7 protein-coding genes are annotated in these 6,773 nt (G+C 59.8%); all 7 read left to right on the top strand.

Annotated elements, in window-relative coordinates:
* The coding region (gene nifN, locus EN893_RS12940) for a nitrogenase iron-molybdenum cofactor biosynthesis protein NifN (protein WP_128361568.1) at positions 1–1,122 on the top strand (1,122 nt) is incomplete at its 5' end.
* Complete coding sequence (nifX, locus tag EN893_RS12935; protein WP_063169371.1) at positions 1,119–1,616, top strand: nitrogen fixation protein NifX; 498 nt, start codon at positions 1,119–1,121, stop codon at positions 1,614–1,616. The genes nifN and nifX, both read left to right, overlap by 4 nt.
* A gap of 16 nt (positions 1,617–1,632) precedes the next feature.
* Entirely contained in the window at positions 1,633–2,112 is a 480-nt protein-coding gene (locus EN893_RS12930) for a NifX-associated nitrogen fixation protein (protein WP_024505267.1), read from the top strand.
* Positions 2,109–2,924 carry a response regulator transcription factor gene (locus tag EN893_RS12925; protein WP_063169370.1) on the top strand — a complete coding sequence of 272 codons (816 nt, stop codon included), beginning with the start codon at positions 2,109–2,111 and terminating at the stop codon, positions 2,922–2,924. Before EN893_RS12930 ends, EN893_RS12925 begins: the two co-directional genes overlap by 4 nt.
* 95 nt (positions 2,925–3,019) lie before the next feature.
* Positions 3,020–3,892 carry a universal stress protein gene (locus EN893_RS12920; protein ID WP_063169369.1) on the top strand — a complete coding sequence of 291 codons (873 nt, stop codon included), beginning with the start codon at positions 3,020–3,022 and terminating at the stop codon, positions 3,890–3,892.
* Between the two features lie 842 nt (positions 3,893–4,734).
* Positions 4,735–6,033, top strand: coding sequence for a SidA/IucD/PvdA family monooxygenase (locus EN893_RS12915; RefSeq protein WP_063169368.1), 1,299 nt, complete (start codon positions 4,735–4,737; stop codon positions 6,031–6,033).
* A gap of 10 nt (positions 6,034–6,043) precedes the next feature.
* Positions 6,044–6,424 carry a hypothetical protein gene (locus EN893_RS12910; RefSeq protein WP_126080606.1) on the top strand — a complete coding sequence of 127 codons (381 nt, stop codon included), beginning with the start codon at positions 6,044–6,046 and terminating at the stop codon, positions 6,422–6,424.
* Positions 6,425–6,773 lie beyond the last annotated feature (349 nt).

Raw genomic sequence — 6,773 nt, 5'->3', positions numbered from 1 at the left:
GACCATCTTGAAGAAGCCATCCTCAACCTCAAGAACCGCACGAAGCCAAAGCTGATCGGGGTGTGCACGACCGCGCTGGTGGAGACGCGTGGCGAAGATTGCGCGAGTGATATTGCGAACATCAAGCTGAAGCACACGCAAGAGCTTGCGGGTACGGAGGTCGTGCTGGCCAACACGCCGGATTTTGACGGCGCGATCGAAGAGGGCTGGGCCAAGGCAGTCACCGCAATGATCAAAGGGATTACAGGCTCGGGCGAACGTGCGCGGCAGCCGAAGAAGATCGCGATCCTGCCCGGATGCAACCTCACTGTCGCCGACATCGAGCATATGCGTGACATGGTTGAAAGCTTTGGGCTCAAGCCGGTTATTCTGCCCGACATTTCAGGCTCGCTCGACGGTACGGTTCCTGACCGCTGGGTAGCGACCACATACGGCGGCACCAGCGTCGAAGACATTCGCGAGTTGGGCACGGCCATGCAATGCATCGCCATCGGTGAGCACATGCGCCGCCCGGCGAAAGCGCTGCACGGGTTGACCGGCGTGCCTTACGTGTTGTTCCAGTCACTGACTGGGCTGCAGGACACGGACCGCTTCGTGTCGCTGCTGTCTGCGATTTCGGGCGCGGCGGTACCGGCCCGCGTGCGCCGGCGCCGGGCGCAATTGCAGGACGCGATGCTCGACGGACATTTCCATTTCGGCGGCAAGAAAATTGCCATCGCTGCCGAACCAGACCAGCTGTTCCAACTTGCGACCTTCTTTGCTGGCCTCGGCTCCGAGATAGCCGCGGCCGTCACAACGACCGACAGGTCTAAAATTCTCGAGAAAGTCCCGGCGGTTTCGGTTCAGATCGGCGATCTCGGCGATCTGGAAAGTCTTGCCGTCGGTGCTGACCTGCTTGTCACGCATTCGCACGGGCGCCAAGCATCGGAGCGGCTCCGAATTCCGCTCATGCGCATCGGGTTCCCGGTCTTCGATCGACTAGGCAGCCAGCACAAGCTCGCAATTCTCTATCAGGGCACCCGCGACATGATCTTCGAGGTCGCCAGCATCTTCCAGGCCAACCAACACGCGCCCACTCCTGAGGCGCTTGATCCACTCCGTAATCGAGAAATATCACGATGAACGCTGTTCGCCGCCTCTCGCTGGTCAGTAGTGAGGTTTTCGCCCCGATGCCTGAACGACGTAAGGGCGCATTGCGCGTTGCGATCGCCACTCAGGACATGCAGGACCTCAACGCCCATTTCGGGTCGGCCAGGCGCTTTGCTGTCTACGACGTGACGCGCGAGGAATGGAATCTCGTAGAAGCCGTGGCCTTCGATGACGTGTCCGATGAAAGCGGGGAGCATCGGGCCGAGCGCGATGATCGCATCACGCCAAAGGTGGATGCGCTCAAGGGCTGTCAGATCCTGTTTTGTCTGGCAATTGGCGGCCCTTCGGCAGCCAAGCTTGTCGCGGCAAAAATCCACCCGATCAAAGTGGCGGAGCCCCAATCGATCCCACAGGTGCTCTTGCGCACGCAGATGATGCTCAGGACGTGTCCTCCGCCTTGGCTGCGCAAGGTGCTGGCGCGAGCGGGCATTGCCGAAAAGAAACCGTCCTTCGAGGACGAGGACTGAAAAGAGGAGGACGCCAATGCCTGACCCCGCAATCCCCCCAGCTGTCGCCGAAGACGAGGCGGCTCTTTGCACCCCGTTCGTCAAATGCCTCGTGCGGCTGATCCGTTCTCAGGATTCCTATGGCTCGTGGGAACGCAAAGCGGACGCTGAGCTGCTGGGCGACTTCATCATTACCAAGGAACAGCGCCGAGGGATCCCAATCATCGGAGATCCCGATCCCGACGTGCTGTGGAGGCTCGACAAGTACTACGCCGCCATCGGGCTTGCGATCGAGGAGCGCTGCGGCCTTATGGCATCGCCGATGATCCAGGTGAGCCATGAGGGTTTTGGTCGGGTGCTTTTCACGACCGGACGGCTGGTCGTTTTGTCCAAAACGCTGCGCGATGTCCACCGGTTTGGCTTCGAGACGCTCCTGAAGCTCGCCACGGCCGGTACGAAGCTGGTCGACGATGCGATTTCAGTCATCGAAACCTTTCCCCACGTGGCGCTGGCATGATGGGCGCGATTTTCGAGAAAGGCCATCATGACGGACCCGAGAAACTATGTTGGCCAGTCCCCTCGATCCAGGGACTCGAGGCCGACCAGGTTGTTGGGGTATCGCCGATGAAGAAGCCGCTGGTCCTGATCTGCTCGCAAGATGCCGAGTTCTATCTGCTCTACAGCCACATACTGGAGGTTGACGGTTTCAGCAGTGAGACGGCAGACGGCGCGAAGGCTGCGCTGGCCTTGGCCGAACAACGGGAGCTTCAGGCCGTAGTGCTGGATTGCGACCCAGCCAGCATAAACGGGTCCGCAATTTGCGCCCACCTCAAGCGGGAACCGCGCACCACCGACCTGCCTATCATCGCCCTGATCGCGCCTGGCGCCGAGCACCAGCACCTCGATCTCTTGAAGGCAGGCGTTGAGAGCTTTGTGCGGCCGGTGGCTCCGGCCAAGCTGCTCGACTGCCTGCGGGCGAGGCTCGGGCTGACCAAGCGTGGTCCGAACGGGGTTGAAAACGACAGTTGGATTTGTTGTGGAGGCCTGGAGATGAAGCTCGATGCCCATCGGGTTCGCGGTAATGGCCACGACATCCATCTCGGACGGATCGATTTCAACGTGCTGCGGCTTATGATTGAGGCCCCCGGCAAGGTCTTCAGCCGGGACGAGCTTATCGGGGCGGCCTGGCTGCCCAACATTCATGTCGGTGCACGCACCGTCGATGTCCATATCAGCCGAATCAGGAGGGCGCTGAAAACGGCCTTGCCCGGCAGCGTCATTCGCACCGTCAGGTCGGCCGGCTACTCGCTCGAGAAGCCGGACGACTGAAATCGGTGATCGAACGTGGTGCCGCTCTCTCTTCCTCCTGAGAGCGGTGTTGCCGCTTTGAGGCGCTCCTAACGAAGACCAGGAGAAGCAGGCAAATGGAATTTAAAAGCATATTCAGTGTGACGGGTGCTGATCATTCTGATGAGGACCTCACAACAGCTGCCGGACTGTGTGCCGAGGTCGGCGCGCACCTATCGGTACTCATTATACCGCCTCCATTGCTCTTGATGTCGTCTCCGCCCCCCGAATGGAATACAGGACGTGCACAGGCAATTGCAGTACCGAACTATCGATTTCAGCAAATCGAGAAATTTTCACAGGACGTGACCAGAATGGAAAGACGGTCCGCGGATATCCTCAAAAGGCTGAAAGCTATGTCGCTTTCCTGTGACGTTGACACCGACTATTGCGATCCGGCTAGCCTCGGTGAAGTGGCACGACAGCGGGCGCTCTGCGCTGACCTGACGATCGTTGGAGGAGACCTCCTCAACGATGAGACTCTCGGACCTCCTGTTGTCAACGGCTGCTTGTTCGATAGCGGAAAGCCGGTGCTCATCGTGCCGAAGGGCGTTAAGGCGACGCTGTCGCCTCGACGCGTGCTGGTCGGCTGGGATTCGCGTGTAGAGGCCTCGCGTGCGGTTCGGGAAGCTCTTAGTATCCTATCCGCTGCCAAGGAAGTCTGTGTCGCTATGGTCGATCCAAAGGCGCAAAACAACGGGAAAGGCGCGCAGTCTGGAGCTGACATCGCTGCCTATCTTACTCGGCACGGTGCTCGGGTCTCCGTTGACCTGCTTAAGAGCGCCGGCAAATCGGCGGGCACAGTGCTGACCCAGCACGCGAACGACATCTGTGCTGACATGATGGTTATGGGTGCTTATGGCAGCCGTGGGCTGCGTGAGCGGATTTTCGGCGGTCCGCCGAGCTGGAGCTTTGGGAAGACCACATTGCCGCTGTTTTTGGCTCGCTGATCAGCTCCGTAGGAACACCGATCAGGTCGTAGGACCGCCAACCAGTCCGAAGTCGTCGTCGGTTACCGGTCGGATTGCGGAGACATGGCTGGATCCGCGAACATCTTGCGACGCTTGTCAGAGCCAAACCGGACGCCTCGACTGCTTCACGACGCTCTCGTGAACCAACTCGTGCGAGATCGTCCGCAACGGGCAGTAAAGACGAACGGCTGCAGCAGACCGCAGCCAAGCCACAGGGCGGGTGTACCAGGAGACCCCGCCTCGTGCGCGAACCCTGTTGGAAGGCCCCTTATCAGTACCCGGACGCGCGTCAAATCGGCGGCTGTCCCTGTCAGCCTGCGGTGTGCAAGGGCCGCTGCCGCGGAGCTTCCCCTGCCCGATCGTCGGGCGTGCGACAATGTCGGATTCCAGACGAGCTGGAACTGCGCGAACTCGTTGGTTTGACAGGTCTTTATCCGGCACGCCGCATGCATGGGAGTCTCCGAAAGCATTAAGAGCCGTTATCCATGGTTACGCCCCTCGAAAGAAAGAGCCGCTTCCGTCGTGGCAGGGAAACAGCCACTCCTGGGGTGGAGGCCGGCGCTAGAAGCCGCCGTAAGATCCGGAAGAGCCGCGCGACAGCATCACACACTTTCCTTCTGCTCTTGGGTTCGGATCACGCCGCGCCGCTGTCGATGCCGCCGACATTGAGCCCAAGACCTGGAAGGCGGCACACGCTTTTGCTGTCCTCTCAGTCGGGACCGCGGCTCAAGCATGCCTGTGAGGTTCGCATTGCTCAATGCCCGGCAATCGACGTCAACATGCCGCTGAGTTGGAAAACACTCCTAGAGGAGTAAGGATAAGTGGACCTCTTTTGTATTGGTGTGGGTGCTGGACCATCTAATTTGAGCCTTGCGTGTCAGATACAGGAAGAGATTGCGCAAGGGGCACTGTTCCTGGACCGGGAGGTCGATTTCCGAGGACATCCAGGCAGCGCTTTCGATTGCGCGGAGCTCCAGGTCGGCCACTTCCAGGATCTGGTTACTCTGGTCAATCCGCGATCAGCCTACACATTCGTAAACTACCTCCACGAGAACGGGCGTCTTTACAATTTCCTCAATGCGCAATTTCACGGGGTGCTTAGAGCCGAGTTCGCCCAATATCTCAACTGGGCGTTCCAGAAGAATCCGCTTGTCCGTGGCGGCGAGGCCGTTCGCGAAATCCGCTTTGACGGCGAGTTTCGCGTGCGGACGGACAACGCGGTCCTTGATGCAAGAAACCTCGTCATCGACATAGGCAAGCAGGCGCAAATTCCGCCTCAGTTTCATGGCTGGACTGGACCCAACCTGTTCCACTCATCTGAGTTGGCCCACATCAATCCTGAGGTGCAAAAAAAGCATGTCTGCGTTGTTGGCGGCGGACAGTCGGGAGCCGAGCTGCTACTGCACCTTGTCGGCCGGCCGAAAGAACGGCGGCCCGCGGCGATCACATGGGTCTTGACGCGCGAGATGCCTTTCGACGACCACGCGTTCACAAACGGGCTGTTCACGCCATGCTTCTCGGATCGTTTTGCTGCGATGAGCGAGGTGCATCGACAGCTGTTCCTGCGGCGTTTCGCGCTTGCCTCCGAGGGCATTTCAGAAAGCAAGTTGCGCGCGGTCTATCAGGCGCTCTACCACCACGCCTTTCTCGAGCCACACCAATGCGAGATCACATTGCGGCCAAGTTGCAACGTGTCGCGCTGCATCAATGCCGGAGCAGGGCACAGGCTCACGCTGCAACGCGGCTTGGACAACATCGGAGAAGTAACCGCCGATATCGTCATCCTGGCCACCGGGTACGAGAAACCGCTGCCGGGTTTCCTAGAACCGATCGCAGATCGCCTCGAACAGATCGGCAATGAGCTCGCCATCGGCGAGGATTTTTCGGTGTACTGGGACGGACCGCGAGACCGACGCCTTTTCGTTCAGAACGCCTGCCTTGGACAGCGCGGGCTGGCTGATCCGAACTTTGGGCTGCTGGCCTGGCGAGCGCGCCGCATCCTTGACAGCCTTCTGCGGCGCGCGCCATGCGCCAATCCCGAGCATCTAGGGTTCATCAACCGTCCCTTGACGGAGTGCTGGCCCGACCTCGGAGTCGAACAAATGGGCAGCGGGATATGATTCGTCGATATTGATGATCGGCGGTGGCATTCAGGAAAGATTTCCGCCTCTGGCGGCAAAAGCGGGACGAGCAATATTCCTACGGCGTCAGATCGCTCTGCTCGCGCTTGAGCAAGGTAGCGTCGCGCGACTCCTGCTTGGCGTGAAACAGCAAAGGGCATTCAATCACGATGCAGCTTTACGTGCTGTCGGGCTCAACGCCACGTGGATCGAGCCCAACGCCGCCGTTGGCAACCGCGACGCGAATTATGACGCCGGGCCACATGCGGCGGTGGCTGCAAGGGTACCGAGCCTCTCCCGCACTTTCGACCCCATCGCCGAAGTGCGACTACTCCAGGACGCCGAAGCCGGTCTTATCGCCAGCGGGCCAGCCAAACTCTCACCTTCCTAAACGGCAGCCGCTAAGGTGAGCCGTCGAAAGCCGACATTCAGGTTAACGTCAGCTGGCCGTGTTAGGGCTCGCTTATTCAAGGCGGTACCGGCGCTTGCCGAAGCTAAGAAGGGTTGGCATGCCCTTTGCCGTGCTTGATGTGCGGCAACACGGTGAGAGCTCCGCTGAAGCAAGCGAGAGGGAGCAATGCCCTCGAGACCGTGTCCGATTTTGACTGGAAAATATTCCGCGACAAAAGAGACGAAAGGTGTGGAATGACTTTGGACACCAAGATGGAACTGCGTATGGGGTCCCCGGCTCCTGCGCTGAAAGTGGAGAACTGGCTGCGTGGCGAGCCCCTCACGAGCCT

The sequence above is a fragment of the Mesorhizobium sp. M7A.F.Ca.CA.004.04.2.1 genome, assembly GCF_004022825.1.
Taxonomy (GTDB): domain Bacteria; phylum Pseudomonadota; class Alphaproteobacteria; order Rhizobiales; family Rhizobiaceae; genus Mesorhizobium.
This window is presented reverse-complemented; position numbering and strand designations above follow the sequence as displayed.